The organism is Glycomyces sp. NPDC050141, from assembly GCF_055586545.1.
Genome location: NZ_JBVJHZ010000043.1, coordinates 14,256 through 29,691, shown reverse-complemented (window position 1 = coordinate 29,691; position 15,436 = coordinate 14,256). Strand labels below are relative to the sequence as shown.

Genomic DNA, 15,436 nt, shown 5'->3' with positions numbered 1-15,436 from the left:
CGGCACAACCGGGAAGGTCTGCTCAGAGGTGTCCGGCGGCGATGATGTCCTGGGCCCGGATCAGGACCTCGTCCACGGTCTCGTTGTACGCGAAGACCTGCTCCTCGTTGGCGCGCAGCACCTCTGCGAGCTGGCGCGCATAGGCGTCCTGCTCGGCCTCGGTGACGCCGGTCTGCTCCTGGCAGGCCGTGTCGTCCGCCGCCATGTCGAGCTCGGCCGCGTCGAAGTCCTCCGGCTCGGCCGACGGCACCGACTCGTCGACCTCGGAGAAGACGATCATGGCGGACTCCCGGCGCAGCTGGTCGGGCGAGTCGAACTCGCCGTCGTAGCCCGCGTCCTCCATGCAGGAGGTCCACTCCCTGCGGGCCAGGACCACGGCCTCCTCCGAGGACCAGCCTTCGAAGAGCCCGCCTTGGGCGTGGACGGTCTCCTGGATGTAGGAGGCGTACCCGTCCTCGCCGAACAGGGCGGTGTAGGCGTCGCCGAGGCAGCCCTCGGTGGGCCACTGGGCGGTCTGGCCGTTGTCGAGGTTGATGCTCTCGTACGAGTCCTCGGGCCCCCAGGCGTCGCGCCACTCCATCCGCTCGGCCTCGGAGAGCTTGTCGAACTCCGAGAGCCCTTCCTGCGCGGGCTGCATCCGCCAGGGTTTGACGTCGACGAGGTACCCGGTCTCCGGGTCGGGGAGGACGGCGACACCGCTGCTGGCCAGCTGCGAGTCGAGGTCCTGGAACATCGGCTCGGCGCTGACGAACGCGTCCTCGTAGCCCTCGCCCGAGACGTCGTATCCGCGTTCTTCCATGCACAGCAGGGCGATCCGCTCGAGCTGGTACTCGACTTGCCAGCGCAGCGCCGAGTTCTCGCTGGAGACCGCCATGTAGTTGCCGATCTCCTCTTCGGTGAGCGGTTCCTGCGCGGTCTCGGTGCAGGCTGCGAGGAGGAGCGCGGCGAGTGCCGCGCCTGCGGCGAGGCCCGCCCGTCGGTTCACCATTCGACCAGCACCTCCCGGTCCGGGTACAGCTCGGCGAGGCCGGCGGCCGCGCAGTCGATCGCGGCCTGCTCGCGGCCTGTGCCGACAGCTTGGACGAGTTCGTGCATGGCGTCAACCTCCGTCTCGATCGCGACGCCGCTTTCAGTGAGGCAGTTCAGGGTGTGGGCCAGCAGGTCCTCGGCCATGTAGGGCTCGTTCTCGCGGACGTACTGCTCGGGCAGGTCGGCCAGGTACGCGGCGGTGCACGCGTCGGCGATCGCGAACATCTCGTCCTCGGTGACCGACCCGTCGGGCGGGACGTCGTAGTAGTACACGGCTTTGGTGTGGTTGAGGGGTTCGAGGCCGTCGCTCTGGGCCTCGATCCCGCGGGCGGTCATGCACTCGACGGCGTTCGCGGTGAGCTCCTCGAGTTCCGCGCCGGTGAGGCCGTCCTCCGCTAGGGAGGACCGGAGTGCTTCGGCCGCTTGCATTTCGGTTTCGCCGATGCCGGACGGTGAAGCGGGGGACCGCTCCGCGTCGCCGGACGCGGAGCAGCCCCCCGCCAGAACCACCGCGAGCAGGGCGGTCAGGCGCACTGGACGCAAGGTCGGGGTTCCGTTCTCGCTAGTACAGGGTCTCCGTGTGGCAACCCGACTGGCACCCGGAGTGCCAGGACTTCGAAATGGTGGAGTTGTAGATGGTGATGAAGTCGTAGCCGCTGGTCTTGCCGTACCAGCCGCTGCTGAGGTACGGGTTGACCCACGCGTACTTGCTGGTGCAGGTGCCCATGTTGCTGATGGCCTTGTCGGTGTACGCGAAGTCGCCGTCGTCTTCGGCGGCGTACCAGGTGAGGCCGCATTCCATGGTGTACGAGGTCGAGTCGGTCGCCTGGGCGGGCGCGGCGAGGGCGAAAGCGCCCGCCATCGCGAACGCGGCGGCGGCGATCGCCACCGACAGCCGGGTTAGGATTTTCTTGAGACCGCTGGTCATAGAGTTCCCCTTTCTGACGCGGCCTTGCTATGGCGCACAGCCGGTCGTGTAGGAGCTACCGGCTGTGCGTCCCTTCCGGACCCAATGTATAGACGGCGGTCGCTGCGAACAAGGACCATGTTCGGTTCCGTCCCTTCACGGTCGGTCCGGTCCGGTAGTGAGGTCCGGGGCCCGGTCCGCCCCGCGTTCCAGGGGCACACGTTCCGCTGCCTTCCTGTTACCGTTTGGGTTGTTGCCTATCGATGCCCCTCCACCCGTAGGCCCCAACCGAAGCGAGACGAGTGTGACCACCGCACCCCTTGGAACTCCGGAGACCTTCACCCCTGACGACATCCGACTGCTCGCATGCCTCATCTGCGCCCCGAACCGGGAGGCCGCCGCCGAATGGCTCGGGTTGTCGAGCACCCACCTGCGGCGGCGGCTGAAAGGGCTGCGGGACCGGTTCGACGTCGATACGAACGCGCAGTTGATCGTCCTGGCATCGATCAACGGCGACATCGACCCGTGCAAGGTCCTGCCGTTCGATCCGACCCGTTGACCGCCGCATCCCCTTGCGGGGCTGCGGATCAGGGTTCGAGGAGGCGGCGTTTGGCGTTCTCGAACTCCTCCTCGGTGAGCATGCCTTCGCGGCGCAGGGCGGCGAGGCGTTCGAGTTCCTCACTGAGGCTCGACTCGTCGGCGGCGGGCTTGTCGTCCTTCTTGGGGGCGGCCTTGGCCGCGACCCGGAACCAGGGCAGGCCGACGCGGGCGGAGCGGGGGTCGTCGGGGCGGTAGACGGCGAGCACGGGCATGCCGACCCAGGACTGCATCGTCTGCTCGATAGCGACCCGGTGCGGGTGCCCGGACTCGTCCCGGAACTCCAGGACCGCTGAGCCGGTGAGGCCGTCGGCGCGGTTCGGTTCGAACCCGGTGAGGACGGCGGGCGCGCGGCGGCGCCCGGCCAGGAGCGCGATCGTGCCGGTGAGCTTGAGTTCGATCCACAGGCCGAGGAGCGCGAGGACGAGGCCGACCGCGGCGACCGTGCCCCAGATCTTGGTCTCGGTCGCGACGTCGGCGGCGGGCAGGCCGCCCGCGACCGCCTCGCGCCAGCCCCAGACCGCCGCGAGCGGGCCGAGGGCGACGGCCGAGCCGAAGCCGATGAGCCGCAGCAGGGCCGTGGCGGTGGAGAGGAACCCGGCGAGGGCGAGGAACCCGAAGACGAACAGCGCCATGCGGCCGTCGTTCGTCGAGCATTCCCCTGCGAAGCAGGTCCATTCGATGGTGTGGGCGATCGCGTTGGCTTCTGCGATGAGGTACCAGGCGGCGCCTCCGAAGAGGAGCACGAAGCACAGCAGGACCGCGGTGCGCCGGGGGCTGCCGGAGCGGCGCGGCGAGGGCGAGGGCGAGGGGGAAGGCATACCTCAAGTATGGCGACGGCGATGCCTGCGCGCTGACCACATCGAGACTCATTGGACCGCCTCCATCAGCCGGAGGCGTGCCCTTCATTCTCTGCGCTGGAATCGCACCGCTAGGTTGGGGCGATGTCGAAATGGGGCGAACGCATCGCGGCGCCGATCCTGGCCGCCGCCGCCGCGGCCTGGTGGGGTTACGCGCTAGCGGCACTGCAACCGCGCATCGAGGCCGAACAGCCGGGCGTCCTCTCCGTGGGCAACAACGCCTACTGGGTCCGCGAGGTGCGCTGGGCGATGATCCTGCTGGTCCTGGTCGCCTTCGTGTGGTCCTGCCGGGGGGATCGAACGCGATCGGCGATCGCCGCGGCCGCCGCCGTGACCTGGATCGGCGTCGACGTCTGGTTCGACCGGATCGACCTCGCCGTTGCGACATGGCAAGTCGCCGTCCCCGCCGGAACCGTCGCGGCCGCCGCCTGCGCGGCGGGAGGCATCCGCGGGCCGCAGCGCGACCGGGCGGTGCTGGTCATCGCGGCATCCGTCGCAGCGTCCGGCGCCGGCTTCTTCGGCGGGATCCAATCGCCCACGGACACCGAACCCGGCCTGCTCTGGTCCGGGATCGTCTGCGCGGGCCTGTCGATCGTGCTCACGCTCGGCTGCGGGGCCTCCGCCGCGCCGGGTAGGCCTGGCGGGCACGCCATCGCGGGAATCGCGCTGATCGCCAGCGCCGCACTGGTCTTCCTCATGTGGCGGCCGTTCCCAGGCGAACCCGCCGCAGCATGGGCGGTGGTACCGCTGACAGCGATCCTCCTCTGGACTGTCCTGATCCGGGCGTGGACGCCGCCGGGCGGCCTCCTCGGATACGCGCTGGCGCTCCCGGGGACCGCCGCCGCGCTCCTGGTCGCGGGCTTCCTCCTGGTCCCGCTGCTGGTCCTGAACCCAGGCGCGCCGTTCACCGCCCTCGCGGGAAACCCGCCGGTGAACGGAGCCGACAGCGACGCCCTCCACGTGCTTCCGGCGCTCCTGGTAGGACTCGCCGCAGGCGTCCTCTTCAACACCGCCGCCTCACGAGGCCGACTTGCGGCGGCGAGCGCCCCCGCTCGATCATGATCCGGGCAACCCGGACCGGCCTCGTCGCCACGAGCAAGTAGCCCGCTCGTCCAGCTCCCTTGCCTTTCGCGAAATACCGTAGAATCGGTCGCAACCTTGTATTCGAAGCCTTTACACCCCTGGGGCGATCCGTGTCGGATCCAGATGTACTCGAAGAGCTCCGCCAGCTCTCGGAGCGATACAGGAAGAAATCGGCAAGGCTCTACCGGTTCGCCTTGGCGCTCCGATTCATGATCGCAGTGTGCGCGGTCCTAGCTGTTCTTCCCGACAGTTCGGTCTTCCATCTTCTCGGCCAGGAACGGGTCTACGGTTTCACAGTGACCATCGCGGGAGCGATCGGCGCGCTCGCCTTCGCTCTCGCGCGAAACCTCAGGATCACCGAGAGCCTCCAGCATCACAATGACATTGTCCTGTACCTTCAGGAGCAGTCCGCGAGGATCGCGAACCTCGACGGCCTTTCAAAGCGGATCGCGTTGCGCGAGATCAACAGAGAGATCCTGCAAAGAGAAGCCGCCGCGCAGCACGAGGCATTGCGGGAACTGAGCGCGCCAGCGCCGAGAACCGAGTCAGGGCAGCAGCCGTGATCGCCTGCGTCGGCGTCCTAGGGCTCGATGCCGATGATCAGCTGATCGGGAATCTCAGCGCGCTGACCGAAGGCCGATCGCTCCCGATCATCAACGGAGTGCTCCTCCTGTTCCCCTCCGACCGCTATTTCGAGAAGCTCGACGAGATCACCGAGCTCATCCGGTCCAGAAGAGCGGGGCGCTACATTCTCACGGTCGGCTCCTTCAACGATTCCGTCCGACCGGTGTTCTATGACATGTACTGCCATTTCGCACTGCTCCCGGGGCGTGCGGTCGGAGAGACCCTGCTCTGCCCGGAGACCTACTCGCGGTCGATGCGGAAGTTCAAACTCAGCGTCTCCGCCGATTTCCACCCGCTCTGCGTCGCAACCCCGTCGAGCCTGCTCACGGTGGCCACCGCATTCGGCGGCATGGAGGCCTCCGAACTCTGGTACAGCTCGCACAGCTCGGATTACGTGAGCCCGCACGAGCGGTTCGAGGCCATGACACGCCGGTCCGAGATGCCGTTCTGGTTCTCCAAAGAGGGATTCGTCTACCTCGCCAACCAGGCGGAGCTCATCCGGGCCTACCGCACGCGATCACGCCGAATCGCCGTCTACACGCTCGAAGACATCCACGACCCGCAGTTCATCAAGCTCCTCTTCTCCTTCGAGGAACTGGGGATCGAAGTCATCACCGTATACGACGAGGACTATCTCGCCTTCAACTCCGACAATGCAATCGTGAACATGGAGGTGTTCGCGCGGGCCGGTCCGAATTCATTCGCGCTGATCGACGGAGAGCCGTATTTCAGCGGCGACCGGGGCACCGCCGACGCCATCGCGCTCGCTCAGGACGCGCTGATCGGCCGCCAGGGCATTTACAAGACCATAGAAGAGTTCATGACGGCGTTCCAGGACATCATCGCGAACGCCGATCGCGCCCACTGGAAGCAGAAGGCGCGTCAGGCAAGATCGCTATTCGAGGATTTCTCTTCGTACCCGCGTGCCATACAGCCGGATATCGCCGACACATTCGCTGAGCGGTGGCGACGCCTGTAGTGCCGTCATTATTCCTCGTCGACCGACCTCTAGACTCAATCGCATACTCGCACTGCCATTCATTGGAGGGAAATGAAATCCGTCAGTTACGCGACCGAGCAAGCCCCGCCGCCGGCAGGACCTTACTCGCAAGCGGTCAAGAAAGGCAATATCCTCGCGCTCGCCGGGCAAGTGGGCATCGATCCCGACAGCGGGACCCTGCTCGAAGGCCTCAAGGCGCAAGCCGAGCAGGCGCTCAAGAACATGCGCGCAGTGCTGGACCAAGCCGGAGCGTCCTTCGAGGACGTGGTGATGATCCGGATCTACCTGACCGACACCGCCGACTTCCCGGTCATGAACTCAGTGCTCGCCGAATTCATGCCCGAGACGGCCCCCGCGCGGACCACGGTCTACGTCGGACTGCCGGAGGGCATGCTCATCGAACTCGACGGCCTTGCCGTCGTCGAGTAGCCGGATGCCCGGGAGCGGCACTCGCCCGCGATCGTCAGGACACCGAGTCCAGGAGTCCGGCAGATGAGCCGAGGTGTGACCCTCTCCTGGGCATCCGAACTCTATTGCGAAGCCGTCGACGCGATCAACCGATCCGGCATCGCCACCGCAGACGAAGACGCCATGGCGCTGTTCCAGGCGGTCTGGCCCCGCGCGCACCCGTTCCGCGAACCACCTGCCTCCATGGACGCGGTAGCAGAGTTCCGGCGGCTGCTCGGCTTGCGCTGCAAAGGCATACCCATCGCGCACCTGACGGGAACCGTGTCGTTCATGGGCCTCGACCTCGAAGTCGGCCCGGGAGTCTTCGTCCCGCGCGAGCGGACCACGCTGACGCTCGCCCGCTGCGCCGTCACCGCCGCGCTCGAACTCGCGGACCTCCTGGACCGGCCCCTGCGGATCGCCGATGTCGGCACCGGCAGCGGCAACCTCGCGATCGTGCTCCTCGAACATCTCGGCGAGCGTGCCGAAGTCGTGGCGACCGACCGCTCCGCCGAAGCGCTCGACACCGCCCGGCGCAACGCGGCCCGATACGGGCACCTCGACCGGATCGACTTCGTGCGCACCGATGTGCTCGATGCCGCCGAGGGACCGTTCGACCTCATCGTCTCCAATCCGCCGTATCTCGTCGCGCCCGAACGGAACGCCCGCTGGCAGGAACTCTCCCAGGACCCTCCGGCCGCGATCCTCGGAACCGGCACCGACGGACTCGGCCTGGCGCGCAAGGTACTCGACGCGGCCGGGCAGCGATTGGCACCGGCCGGTGCACTGCTCCTCGAAACCGCCACCAGCCAGATGCACGCGATCGGGCGATACGCGGAAGAGCGGTTCGTCGCGATCGCGCTCGAACCCGACGACGCGGGGATTCCGCGCGTGCTCGCGGCCAGAAAGCCCCGCTGAACGCCGCGCTCAGGTGTGCTGCCCCGGGTGGATCCAGTAGCTGGTCAGAATGAGCCGCTCGTCCGCCTCGAGCGCTGATGCGCGATGCAGCCCCCGGCCGTCGAAGATCAGCAGGCTGCCAGCGGCACCCGTGCAGACCAGGTCCTCGAATCCGTGGTCGCGCCGCAGCTGCGCGACCTGGTGGGGCAGGAAGGTGCCCAAGTAGAACCGTTCGTCGTCACCGGCGAAGCCGCCCTCGTTCGTGACGTAGTAGCGCCAGATCCGGGCCTCGGCATGCCTCCGCCAGAATCCCCGGTGGCTTCCCCTCAGGTAGACCGTCGGGGCGTTCTGCGGCCCTACGTCGTTCAAGTAGAGGAAGGCTTTCATGCGCGGCTTCCACGTGTCCATATGGAAGAACCGCTCAAAGGTCAGGTGATCGCCTTGCTCGCGCTTCAGCCCGATCGTTCGCCGCAGCGCGAAGGCCTCGGAGGAGATGTAGGCCTTGGCGATGGCGCGGACATCCGCGTTGCCGAAGAACGGAGACAGGCCCTCGACACGGTCCGCCTCCGGATAGAAGAGCGATTTGTCGCCTTCAGGGGAGACCGAGAACTCGGCGATCTCGGGAACCGCCCGGCGCATCGCGGCGACCGTCTCCTGCGGCAGGAAACCGGGGATCAGCACCGCCCCGTCGCGCCGCAGCGCCGCAAGGTGGCGTTCGAGCCCCGGCGCAGCGGAGCGCGGCCCGACCCGCCGGTAGCTCGACCATCTCGCCGGAAGGAACGGCAGCGTCGTGAACAGGCCCTGATAGGTCTCCCGCGCGAATCCGCGCAACTCCCGCATGGGCATCGCTCCTCCGGCACGCTCACATGACCGACAGCTCGACTTTAAGCGCCGCAAAGGAACCGGGGAACGAGCCGCGGGCGTCAGATCAAGGACACCGAGCGGTCGGACAGCCACCGGAGCAGCAGGCGCCCGAAACGGCACCGGGCGACGCCCGCCACACCTGTGCGCCGACCGGGCGGCAGGGCAGGGCGCGGCACGGCAGGATAGGGGGCATGACCGCTACTCTCGTGCTGCTTCGCCACGGCGAAAGCGAATGGAACGCCAAGAACCTGTTCACCGGCTGGGTCGACGTGAAGCTGTCGGCGTCGGGCGAGGACGAGGCCCGCCGCGGCGGGCGGCTGCTCGCCGAGGCCGACCTGCTCCCCGACGTCGTGCACACCTCGCTGCTGCGCCGCGCCATCAACACCTCCGAGCTGGCGCTGGCCGAGGCCGGGCGCTCCTGGATTCCCGTGAAGCGCTCCTGGCGCCTGAACGAGCGCCACTACGGTGCGCTCCAGGGCAAGGACAAGGCCGCGACGCTCGCCGAGTACGGCGAGGAGCAGTTCATGACCTGGCGCCGCTCGTACGACGTGCCGCCGCCCGTGATCGAGGCCGGTTCGGAGTTCGCGCAGGACGGCGACGCGCGGTACGCGGACCTGGCGCCCGAGATCCTGCCGGGCACCGAGTGCCTGAAGGACGTCCTCGAGCGGATGCTCCCCTACTGGTACGACGGGATCGTCCCGGACCTGCGCGCCGGGAAGACCGTGCTGGTCGCCGCGCACGGCAACTCGCTGCGGGCGCTCGTGAAGCACCTGGACGGCATGAGCGACGAGGCCGTCGTGAAGCTGAACATCCCCACGGGTATGCCGCTGCGGTACGAGCTGGACGAGACCACCCTGAAGCCGACGGTCAAGGGCGGGGAGTACCTCGACCCCGAGGCCGCGGCCGAAGCGGCGGCCGCGGTGGCCGCACAAGGCAAGAAATAAGTCAAAACGTGCACCCTGCGTTAACAAGGGGTGACATTCGTTACGGCCCGGCGTTCGACGCCGGGCCGTTTCGGTCTTACGCTGGGGGCGTGGCCCACAACGATTCGTCGCCGCCGCTGGACAGTCTGCGCAGAAGCGCAGGTCGCGTCCTCACCGGTCTGGCCGCGGGAGCCGCTTTCGGCGCCGCCGCCTCCGCGCTCCTGCGCACCCGGCACCGCGGCACTCCCCGCCCCGAAGTCCGCCCCGCCCCCGTCGCCGACTCCCGCCCGTGGGAGGCCGCGACCGACCTGCTGCGCACCGGCGTGTGCCTGGTCGACGACCACAACCGCGTCCTCTACACGAACCGGGCCGCCCGCGACCTGGGCCTGGTGGACGACCACGAGATCGTCTCGCTGACGCTGCGGGCGCTGCTCGCGCAGGCCCGCCGCTCCGGGCGGTACCGGGACGCCGAGATCGAGGTCCCGAAGCAGGTCATGGGCGAGCCGAGCGCGGTGAGCGTGCGGATCACGCCGCTGCCCGACGGCGTCTCGGTGGCCGAGTTCCAGGACATCTCCGAGCTGCACCGCGTCGAGCGGGTGCGCCGCGACTTCGTCGCGAACATCAGCCACGAGCTGAAGACCCCGGTGGGCGCGATGCAGATCCTCGCCGAGGCGCTGAAGGACGCCGCGGAGGACCCGGACGCGTCCGCGCGGTTCGCCGCCCGCATCCAGTCCGAGTCGAAGCGCATGAACCACCTGGTCACGGACCTGCTGGAGCTGTCGCGGCTGCAGGGCGCGGAGAAGCTGCCCGACCCGGAGCCCGTGGAGGTCGACCGGATCGTCGCCGAGGCCTTCGACCAGACCCGCATCTCGGCCGAGGAGAAGGGCATCGAGCTCACCTACTCGGGCGTTCGGGGCGCGGAAGTGCTCGGTTCGGAGCCGCAGCTCGTCACCGCGGTGAAGAACCTCGTGGGCAACGCCATCTCCTATTCACCTGAGGACACCACGGTCGAGGTGTCCACCTCGATCGCCTCCCCGACGGGGCACCTGGCGGGTGTCAAGATGGTGTGCATCGCCGTACGCGACCAGGGGATCGGCATCCCCGCCGAGGAGCTGGACCGGATCTTCGAGCGGTTCTACCGGGTGGACGCGGCCCGGTCGCGTTCGACCGGCGGCACCGGCCTCGGCCTGGCGATCGTCAAGCACGTGGCGGTCAATCACGGAGGTAGGGTCGAAGTGTCCAGTATGCCCGAAGCCGGATCAGTGTTTACCTTGATGTTGCCTGCTCGTTCCCTTCCGTCCGACGCCACGGCACCGGAATCGGATGCAATCGGAAACACCCAGCAAGCCGGCCTGTAGAAAGGTTCACTCGTGACCCGCGTGCTCGTAGTTGAAGACGAGGAATCGTTCTCCGATGCCCTCTCCTACATGCTCCGCAAGGAGGGCTTCGAGGTGGCCGTGGCCGCCGACGGCGACGCCGCCATCAAGGAGTACGAGCGCGCCGGGGCCGACGTGGTCCTGCTCGACCTGATGCTGCCGGAGAAGTCGGGCACCGAAGTGTGCCGCGAGCTGCGGGCGCACTCGAACGTCCCGATCATCATGGTCACCGCCCGCGACTCCGAAGTAGACAAGGTGGTGGGCCTGGAGCTGGGCGCGGACGACTACATCACCAAGCCCTACTCGTCCCGCGAGCTCGTGGCCCGCATCCGCGCGGTCCTGCGCCGCTCGGCCGAGCCCGACGACCCGATCGTCACCGTCCTGGAGGCCGGGCCGGTCCGCATGGACGTCGACCGCCACACCGTCACCGTGAACAGCGGCGACGTGCAGCTGCCGCTCAAGGAGTTCGAACTGCTGGAGATGCTGCTGCGCAACGCCGGGCGCGTGCTCACCCGCGGCCAGCTCATCGACCGCGTCTGGGGCGCGAACTACGTGGGCGACACCAAGACCCTCGACGTCCACGTCAAGCGCCTGCGCTCCAAGATCGAGCCCGAACCGGGCAAACCACGCCATCTCGTCACCGTGCGCGGCCTCGGCTACAAGTTCGACCCGCACGCCTAGACACCTCGCGTTCACCTTGGCCCGGCACCCGGCGTTCACCCTTCGCCGAGGCCCTGCAAATTTACGGCTCGCAAGCGTCGCCGAGGGTATGAGACCGCTTTCCAGACGGGTTAGGCTGCACTCGTGACTTACCTTGCCGCGGACGACCGCTACGAGACCATGCCCTACCGCCGCTCGGGACGCAGCGGCCTGAAGCTCCCCGCGATCTCCCTCGGCCTGTGGCACAACTTCGGCCACACCCGGCCGATCGAGACGCAGCGCGCGATCCTGCGCCGCGCCTTCGACCTCGGCGTCACGCACTTCGACCTCGCGAACAACTACGGCCCGCCCGCCGGGAGCGCCGAGGAGAACTTCGGGCGGATCTTCGCGCAGGACTTCAAGGCCTACCGCGACGAGATCGTGGTGTCCTCCAAGGCCGGGTACTACATGTGGCCGGGCCCGTACGGCGAATGGGGCTCGCGCAAGAACCTCATCGCCTCGCTCGACCAGTCGCTCGGGCGCCTCGGACTGGACTATGTGGACGTGTTCTACCACCACCGGCCCGACCCCGACACCCCGCTCGAGGAGACCATGGGCGCGCTCGACGCGATCGTGCGCTCCGGCAAGGCCCTCTACGTGGGCGTCTCGAACTACACGTCCGAGCAGGTCAGGGCCGCCGCCGCGATCCTGAGGGACCTCGGCACGCCGCTCCTGATCGACCAGCCGCGCTACTCGATGTTCGACCGCCGCATCGAGGACGACCACCTGCTCGACGCGCTCGAAGAGGTCGGCGCGGGCTGCATCGTCTTCAGCCCCCTCGAACAGGGCCTGCTCACCGACCGGTACCTCAAGGGCATCCCCGGGGACTCGCGCATGGCCACCAGCCACTTCCTCAACGAGGACCGCCTCGACCAGGCCACGCTCGACCGCGTCACCGGCCTCAACGCGATCGCCGCCGAACGCGGCCAGACCCTCGCCCAGACCGCCCTCGCCTGGGCCCTGCGCGACGCGCGCATGACCAGCGTCATCATCGGCGCCAGCAGCGTCAAGCAGCTCGAAGACAACGTGGACGCGATCAAGGGCCTCGGCTTCAGCGAAGACGAGCTCACCGCGATCGACAAGCTCTCGATCGGGTAAGCGTGAAAGGGCCGCCCCACCCGGGGCGGCCCGCATACTCATTTGATCTCGATCTTCCGGTGCCCCTCGGACGCGGTCTTCGGGACCGTCAGGCACAGGACCCCGTCCGTCAGCTCGGCCTCGCACCTCGCGGCGTCGACCGCGTGCGGCATGCGCAGCCCGAACTCGAAGCGGCCCTCGCGCCGCGACGAGCGGCGGCCGGTGCCGTCACCGTGGTCCTCCCGGTGGAACTCGCCGGTCACCGTGAGCTCCTGGCCCTCGATGTCGACCATGATGTCCTCGCGGGCGACACCCGGCAGCTCGACGTCGACGTGGTACGCCTCGGCGTTCTCGCTCACGTCCGCCAGCGGCGTCCAGGCTCCCTCGCCGGTGTCGAGCGGCGAGAAGTGCGGGCCCATCATGCGGCTCATGTAGGCGGAGAAGTCGTCTATCAGGCTCATCGGGTCGGCCCGTTCCAGCGCGCTCCTCCGTACCGGCAACTGTGTCATCGCTGATCCCCCTCGCATCGCCGCGCGCACCCCCGTGGTCCGCGCGCAACCGTGGGATTCCCTGCGGCGGCGCGGGCTAACCGCCCGCCCGGGGATCGGTCCGCGAACGGCCCGGATGCGCCGTTCTTCAGCGGAACGACTCGAGCGCCGCCGTGTCGGCTTCGCCGCCGCGGATGAGCGCTTCGATCTCGGCGACCCGGTCCCAGGTGTTCACGGCCATGCCCGCGAGCACGCGGCCGCCCTTGGTCCAGAACGCCACGAACTCCAGGTCCTCGAGCGAACCGGACACCACGACCTCGTCGTACGCGTCGGGGCCGGACACGAACCCGAGGTACTCCATGCCGAGGTCGTACTGGTCGGTGTAGAAGTACGGCAACTTGTCGTACGGAGTCTCGTCGCCGAGCATCGCCTTCGCGGCGTGCGGGCCGGTGTCGAGAGCGGTCTGCCAGTGCTCCACGCGGATCGGCCGCCCGTAGCGGACGGACGGGATGCTCGCGACGTCACCGGCGGCCCACACCGCCGGGGCGCTCGTGCGCAGCGTCCCGTCGACGGCGATGCCGCCGCCGAGTGCGTTGGGACGCAGGTTGATCCCGGCCTCGACGGCCAGGCCGGTGTTCGGCGTCGCGCCGACCGCCAGGAGCACGACGTCGGCGGCGACGCGCCGCCCGGACTCGGTCTCGACGCCGACCGCTTTCCCGTCCTCGCCGAGGATCTTCGCGACCTGCGTGCGCCGCAGCAGCTCCACGCCGTGATCGGTGTGCAGGCGGCCGAAGACCATACCCATCTCGGGGCCGAGCACGCGTTCGAGCGGCTGCGCGCCGAGCCCGAACAAGGTGACCTCGCGGCCGAGCTGCCTGGCTGAGGCGGCGACCTCCAGGCCGATCCAGCCGTCGCCGACGATCGCGACGCGCTCGGCGTCCTTGATCGCGGCGTGCAGCAGGTCCGACTGCTCCACGGTGCGAAGCAGGTGCACCCCCTGCAGGTCCGCGCCGGGAATCGGCAGCGGCCTCGGGCTCGACCCGGTCGCGATCAAGAGCTTCCCGTAGTCGACGGTCGACCCGTCCGCCAGCGCCAGCCGCTTCGCCCCGGCGTTCAACCCGGTCGCGGGCTCCCCGGTCCGCAGCTCGGCGTTCTGCTCGTACCAGCTCTCGTCAACGGTGAACACCGCCGACCGGTCCGCCTCGCCCCGCAGATAGTCCTTCGACAGCGGCGGCCGCTCGTACGGCCGGTGCGCCTCCCCCGTGACGACCACGAGCCCGCCCTCGAACCCCTCGTCACGCAGCGTCTGCGCAGCCCTCGACGCGGCCAGGCCGCCCCCGACGATCACATACGGCGCACTTCCCACGACAACCTCCCGCAACTCGGCCCCATTCTCCCGCGTCCGAGGACCTCCCACCCGGATTCCCACCAGGCCCGAATCCACTCGCGGATTCGGCAGCGCGGCGGTCAGAAATCGCCGTAGGCGACTTGGAGGCAGGTGAGGTTCAGGTCTTCGCGCCACATGCGGACGACCTGGTCGCGGTCGTCGAGGACGCAGAGGATGTCGCGGTGGGCGAGGTGGGCGTCGTAGAGCTCGCGTTTGACGGTGGCGTCGCGGCGGCTGTCGCCCGATTTGCGCATGTACAGCTCGATGTCGGTCAGGGCCATGTGCCGTTTGAGCCAGGTGAGGGTGTCGGCGCGGCACACCTCGTCGCGGCCTGAGAGGAAGACGATCTTGTGCCCGGCTTGGGCCAGCGCCTGCACGACCGCGATGACCGCAGGGTTCGGTGCGTCCTCGCCGACCCTGTTGAACGCGTAGGGCTTCCGGGGGTTCTCGCCGAGGCGGAGGGCGACGGTCCCGTCGATGTCGACGATCACGACCTGGGGCATGGGGTTCCTTCCAAGGGGTCAGGCGAGGCCGAGGAGCGCGGCCGTGCGGCGGACCGATTCGCTTTCGGGCACAGCCGCGTCGACGGTGATGGTCTGCAGCCCGAGGTCGCGGGTCTCGGCCCGCAGCCGGTCGGCGAACAGGCGCTCGCGCTCGGCGAGGTTCCGGCCCGCGCGTTCGGGATCGCTGGTCTGGTCGATGAACCGCGGTCGTCCGTTTTCGTTGGACCGCTTGTCGACCGCGAAGGCGCGGAATTCGGGGCTCGGCAGCAGCCACACGGCCCGGCGCGGGTCGGCGAGCAGCGGCGCGACCAGGTGCGGCAGGAGCCGGAAGCCTTCGACGACGATCCCCCGGTCGGTCGGCATCGCCAGCAGGTCCTCGACGATCAGGTGGAAGGCCTCGCCCCGGAACCAGTGGAACGTCTCGAACATGACTTCGGGCGAACGGTCCAGCCAGCGCTCGTCCATGGTCATGCCCGCGAACTCGTGGAGGCGGGGCGCTTCGGCGGCGGTGGTCCTCAGGGTGTGGTCCCGCATCGACTCGTCGGTCCCGTAGAGCCGCAGACCGTACTGTTCGGCGAGTGCCGCGGCGACGGTCGACTTGCCTGCGCCGCTGCCGCCTCCGATCCAGTACACGTGGCGCAAGAGCTCGGGTTCGTTGCGGTGCATGGGGTTGAA

Annotated in this window: 19 protein-coding genes; 10 read left to right on the top strand and 9 right to left on the bottom strand. The window is 68.7% G+C overall.

All coding sequences use genetic code 11. The annotated features are described in order from the left end of the window. Window positions 1-22: 22 nt before the first annotated feature. From ACZ60M_RS21445 to ACZ60M_RS21435, 3 genes are read right to left on the bottom strand one after another with little or no spacing between them, the layout of a single operon-like run. Window positions 23-988 carry a hypothetical protein gene (locus ACZ60M_RS21445; RefSeq protein ID WP_465420648.1) on the bottom strand — a complete coding sequence of 322 codons (966 nt, stop codon included), beginning with the start codon at window positions 986-988 and terminating at the stop codon, window positions 23-25. Beyond that, the gene (locus tag ACZ60M_RS21440) at window positions 982-1,563 is read right to left on the bottom strand and encodes a hypothetical protein (RefSeq protein ID WP_465420647.1); all 582 of its coding nucleotides are present in this window, start codon (window positions 1,561-1,563) and stop codon (window positions 982-984) included. Before ACZ60M_RS21440 ends, ACZ60M_RS21445 begins: the two co-directional genes overlap by 7 nt. A 28-nt stretch (window positions 1,564-1,591) precedes the next feature. Then, window positions 1,592-1,957, bottom strand: a complete 366-nt coding sequence (locus ACZ60M_RS21435) for a hypothetical protein (protein WP_465420645.1) — start codon at window positions 1,955-1,957, stop codon at window positions 1,592-1,594. Between the two features lie 283 nt (window positions 1,958-2,240). On the opposite strand from ACZ60M_RS21435, the gene ACZ60M_RS21430 reads away from it, so the two are divergent. Further along, window positions 2,241-2,495: a LuxR family transcriptional regulator gene (locus tag ACZ60M_RS21430; protein WP_465420644.1), complete on the top strand. Its 255-nt coding sequence runs from the start codon at window positions 2,241-2,243 to the stop codon at window positions 2,493-2,495. Window positions 2,496-2,523: 28 nt separating this feature from the next. Here the strand turns inward: ACZ60M_RS21430 and ACZ60M_RS21425 are convergent, their stop codons facing one another. Continuing rightward, window positions 2,524-3,354 (bottom strand): SHOCT domain-containing protein, encoded by an 831-nt coding sequence (locus ACZ60M_RS21425; RefSeq protein WP_465420642.1) that lies wholly within the window; start codon window positions 3,352-3,354, stop codon window positions 2,524-2,526. 123 nt (window positions 3,355-3,477) lie between these two features. On the opposite strand from ACZ60M_RS21425, the gene ACZ60M_RS21420 reads away from it, so the two are divergent. The 5 genes from ACZ60M_RS21420 (at window position 3,478) to ACZ60M_RS21400 (ending at window position 7,465) form a co-directional block, all read left to right on the top strand. Then, window positions 3,478-4,455, top strand: a complete 978-nt coding sequence (locus ACZ60M_RS21420) for a hypothetical protein (RefSeq protein ID WP_465420641.1) — start codon at window positions 3,478-3,480, stop codon at window positions 4,453-4,455. A gap of 131 nt (window positions 4,456-4,586) precedes the next feature. Further along, a complete protein-coding gene (locus ACZ60M_RS21415) occupies window positions 4,587-5,039 on the top strand; it encodes a hypothetical protein (RefSeq protein WP_465420639.1) in 453 nt (150 codons plus the stop codon). Continuing rightward, window positions 5,036-6,079 (top strand): hypothetical protein, encoded by a 1,044-nt coding sequence (locus tag ACZ60M_RS21410; protein WP_465420637.1) that lies wholly within the window; start codon window positions 5,036-5,038, stop codon window positions 6,077-6,079. Before ACZ60M_RS21415 ends, ACZ60M_RS21410 begins: the two co-directional genes overlap by 4 nt. Window positions 6,080-6,151: 72 nt before the next feature. Then, entirely contained in the window at window positions 6,152-6,529 is a 378-nt protein-coding gene (locus ACZ60M_RS21405) for a RidA family protein (protein ID WP_465420635.1), read from the top strand. A gap of 63 nt (window positions 6,530-6,592) precedes the next feature. Beyond that, window positions 6,593-7,465, top strand: coding sequence for a N5-glutamine methyltransferase family protein (locus ACZ60M_RS21400; protein WP_465420633.1), 873 nt, complete (start codon window positions 6,593-6,595; stop codon window positions 7,463-7,465). 9 nt (window positions 7,466-7,474) lie between these two features. Here the strand turns inward: ACZ60M_RS21400 and ACZ60M_RS21395 are convergent, their stop codons facing one another. Continuing rightward, window positions 7,475-8,284, bottom strand: a complete 810-nt coding sequence (locus ACZ60M_RS21395; RefSeq protein ID WP_465420631.1) for a phytanoyl-CoA dioxygenase family protein — start codon at window positions 8,282-8,284, stop codon at window positions 7,475-7,477. A gap of 215 nt (window positions 8,285-8,499) precedes the next feature. On the opposite strand from ACZ60M_RS21395, the gene ACZ60M_RS21390 reads away from it, so the two are divergent. The 4 genes from ACZ60M_RS21390 (at window position 8,500) to mgrA (ending at window position 12,404) form a co-directional block, all read left to right on the top strand. Beyond that, a complete protein-coding gene (locus tag ACZ60M_RS21390) occupies window positions 8,500-9,252 on the top strand; it encodes a phosphoglyceromutase (RefSeq protein ID WP_465420629.1) in 753 nt (250 codons plus the stop codon). 89 nt (window positions 9,253-9,341) lie between these two features. After that, a complete protein-coding gene (locus ACZ60M_RS21385; protein WP_465420627.1) occupies window positions 9,342-10,589 on the top strand; it encodes a sensor histidine kinase in 1,248 nt (415 codons plus the stop codon). A gap of 12 nt (window positions 10,590-10,601) precedes the next feature. Continuing rightward, window positions 10,602-11,288: a response regulator gene (locus ACZ60M_RS21380; protein ID WP_465420625.1), complete on the top strand. Its 687-nt coding sequence runs from the start codon at window positions 10,602-10,604 to the stop codon at window positions 11,286-11,288. Window positions 11,289-11,411: 123 nt separating this feature from the next. Further along, the gene (mgrA, locus tag ACZ60M_RS21375; RefSeq protein WP_465420623.1) at window positions 11,412-12,404 is read left to right on the top strand and encodes an L-glyceraldehyde 3-phosphate reductase; all 993 of its coding nucleotides are present in this window, start codon (window positions 11,412-11,414) and stop codon (window positions 12,402-12,404) included. A 38-nt stretch (window positions 12,405-12,442) separates the two neighbouring features. Here mgrA and ACZ60M_RS21370 read toward each other — a convergent pair whose 3' ends face one another. From ACZ60M_RS21370 to ACZ60M_RS21355, 4 genes are all read right to left on the bottom strand, one after another. Next, window positions 12,443-12,844: an Hsp20/alpha crystallin family protein gene (locus tag ACZ60M_RS21370; RefSeq protein ID WP_465420621.1), complete on the bottom strand. Its 402-nt coding sequence runs from the start codon at window positions 12,842-12,844 to the stop codon at window positions 12,443-12,445. Window positions 12,845-13,019: 175 nt separating this feature from the next. After that, on the bottom strand, window positions 13,020-14,237 hold the full coding sequence (locus tag ACZ60M_RS21365; RefSeq protein WP_465420619.1) for an NAD(P)/FAD-dependent oxidoreductase: 1,218 nt from the start codon (window positions 14,235-14,237) through the stop codon (window positions 13,020-13,022). Window positions 14,238-14,338: 101 nt separating this feature from the next. Next, entirely contained in the window at window positions 14,339-14,761 is a 423-nt protein-coding gene (locus ACZ60M_RS21360; RefSeq protein WP_465420618.1) for a phosphatase domain-containing protein, read from the bottom strand. An 18-nt stretch (window positions 14,762-14,779) separates the two neighbouring features. Continuing rightward, on the bottom strand, window positions 14,780-15,427 hold the full coding sequence (locus tag ACZ60M_RS21355; RefSeq protein ID WP_465420616.1) for a hypothetical protein: 648 nt from the start codon (window positions 15,425-15,427) through the stop codon (window positions 14,780-14,782). Window positions 15,428-15,436 lie beyond the last annotated feature (9 nt).

What these genes read in the sequence shown, in the direction of transcription:
- ACZ60M_RS21405 (WP_465420635.1), top strand. Translation starts at nt 6,152, where the DNA reads ATGAAATCCGTCAGTTACGCGACCGAGCAAGCCCCGCCGCCGGCAGGA.
- ACZ60M_RS21435 (WP_465420645.1), bottom strand. Translation starts at nt 1,957, where the DNA reads ATGACCAGCGGTCTCAAGAAAATCCTAACCCGGCTGTCGGTGGCGATC.
- ACZ60M_RS21400 (WP_465420633.1), top strand. Translation starts at nt 6,593, where the DNA reads ATGAGCCGAGGTGTGACCCTCTCCTGGGCATCCGAACTCTATTGCGAA.
- ACZ60M_RS21370 (WP_465420621.1), bottom strand. Translation starts at nt 12,844, where the DNA reads ATGAGCCTGATAGACGACTTCTCCGCCTACATGAGCCGCATGATGGGC.
- ACZ60M_RS21355 (WP_465420616.1), bottom strand. Translation starts at nt 15,427, where the DNA reads ATGCACCGCAACGAACCCGAGCTCTTGCGCCACGTGTACTGGATCGGA.
- ACZ60M_RS21420 (WP_465420641.1), top strand. Translation starts at nt 3,478, where the DNA reads ATGTCGAAATGGGGCGAACGCATCGCGGCGCCGATCCTGGCCGCCGCC.
- ACZ60M_RS21445 (WP_465420648.1), bottom strand. Translation starts at nt 988, where the DNA reads ATGGTGAACCGACGGGCGGGCCTCGCCGCAGGCGCGGCACTCGCCGCG.
- ACZ60M_RS21360 (WP_465420618.1), bottom strand. Translation starts at nt 14,761, where the DNA reads ATGCCCCAGGTCGTGATCGTCGACATCGACGGGACCGTCGCCCTCCGC.
- ACZ60M_RS21390 (WP_465420629.1), top strand. Translation starts at nt 8,500, where the DNA reads ATGACCGCTACTCTCGTGCTGCTTCGCCACGGCGAAAGCGAATGGAAC.
- ACZ60M_RS21425 (WP_465420642.1), bottom strand. Translation starts at nt 3,354, where the DNA reads ATGCCTTCCCCCTCGCCCTCGCCCTCGCCGCGCCGCTCCGGCAGCCCC.
- ACZ60M_RS21395 (WP_465420631.1), bottom strand. Translation starts at nt 8,284, where the DNA reads ATGCGGGAGTTGCGCGGATTCGCGCGGGAGACCTATCAGGGCCTGTTC.